Annotated in this window: 3 protein-coding genes; 1 reads left to right on the top strand and 2 read right to left on the bottom strand. The window is 60.9% G+C overall.

Annotated features, from left to right (window positions below; translation table 11 throughout):
* The coding region (locus tag AC1DT2_RS23440) for a GNAT family N-acetyltransferase (RefSeq protein WP_477299078.1) at positions 1 to 472 on the bottom strand (472 nt) is incomplete at its 3' end.
* A 162-nt stretch (positions 473 to 634) separates the two neighbouring features.
* Between AC1DT2_RS23440 and AC1DT2_RS23445 the strand changes: the two genes are divergently transcribed.
* Entirely contained in the window at positions 635 to 922 is a 288-nt protein-coding gene (locus AC1DT2_RS23445) for a hypothetical protein (protein WP_477299079.1), read from the top strand.
* Positions 923 to 955: 33 nt separating this feature from the next.
* Here the strand turns inward: AC1DT2_RS23445 and AC1DT2_RS23450 are convergent, their stop codons facing one another.
* Positions 956 to 1,147 (bottom strand): hypothetical protein, encoded by a 192-nt coding sequence (locus tag AC1DT2_RS23450; protein ID WP_477299080.1) that lies wholly within the window; start codon positions 1,145 to 1,147, stop codon positions 956 to 958.
* Positions 1,148 to 1,383: the final 236 nt, after the last annotated feature.

The raw sequence follows: 1,383 nt of genomic DNA on the forward strand, positions 1-1,383 counted from the left end.
CCTTGTAGGACGCCTCGCCGAACGCCCGGTAGCCCAGCCGTTCCGCCACCCGAATCGAGGGAACATTCTCGGGATTGATGATGCAAACGGTGCGTCCTGTCTCGCGATGCGCGAAGAACCAGTCGTGCGCGGCCTGCACGGCTTCGGTGGCGTAGCCTTTTCCTTGTGCGGACCGTGCGAGCACCCAGGCCGCTTCCGGAAAGGGATCGAAGTCGTCACCGAGGTCGCGGTGAAAGGTTGCGAGTCCGACGTCGCCGACGAAGCGACCACCCTCTTTCTCCCGCACGGTGAACAGACCGTGCCCGTAGGCGGACCAGTGACCAATGTTCCGTAGCAGCTTGATCCAGGTGTCCTCGGATGCCGCGGGGCCGCCGATGAAATGCATGACCTCCGGATCGGTTCGCGCTGCATGGCAGTCGTCGAAATCGGAAACGGACGTGGGACTGAGGATCAGGCGTTCGGTAACGATCATGGCGCTTTGAATTCGCTCGGATGAAAGTGGTCTCAGTCTAAGCGTGTTCACGGCCCGGGCGCGAGTGGAGCACCAGTTGCCGATTCGATGAGGATCGGAAAGAATCGGATCTCACCCCGCATGCCGGGGTCGCCTGTCATTCAACAAGGAAGGGGAACGCATATGACACCACGCATGTGGTTTGCACTGGTCCTGCGCTATCTCGGCGCCGCGTCGATCATGAGTGCCATCAGCTATCTGGTGACCGCGTACGACACACAGAAGGGCCTCAATTCGGGAAGCCTGAACGTATTGGCAGAAATCAATCACGCGGTCGTGGAGACGATCATGGGGCTGGCACTGCTGTTCTTCGCCGATCGCATTTCGGCCTTCTTCGTCCCCGCCTTAAGAGCGGCGCCGCCGAGTAGCGATGTCACCGCTCCCAAGCCCACGGTCGAGGCGGGAGAGTGACGCCGCCATATCACGACTCGACGGCATAGCGTTCTACATGCGTCGCGCATCGCTCGCAAACCGCTTGAGGATCAGCGCGAAGAGAAAGGCGACGAAGGCGGCGTAGGCGTACTGGCCTCTCGCCACACCCGTTCCATAGGGAAACCATATCCCCGGAACGCCTAGCGCGTTGAACTCGGTCGCGAACAAGCCTATGCCGACCAGGATGGCGCAAAGCGCTGCCATGCCACCGTCCACGCTGCCAACGCGAGCGGCGTATCCATATCGCCATCGACGCTGACTTTCATCCGGTACTCATGGGTCTGCCACGAGTCTAAGCGACCAGTCGCGGGGCCAGCCATACCTCGCCTCCCGACATGACGCCTGCATTTACAACGTTGCCGAATCGACGGCATGATCTGCCCGGGCTAGGAGAAGGCTAGGGTTGGCTGATGAGTGACGATGGTGATTTGGTCGAACCT

It is taken from the genome of Luteibacter sp. P4_E6 (assembly GCF_056401535.1).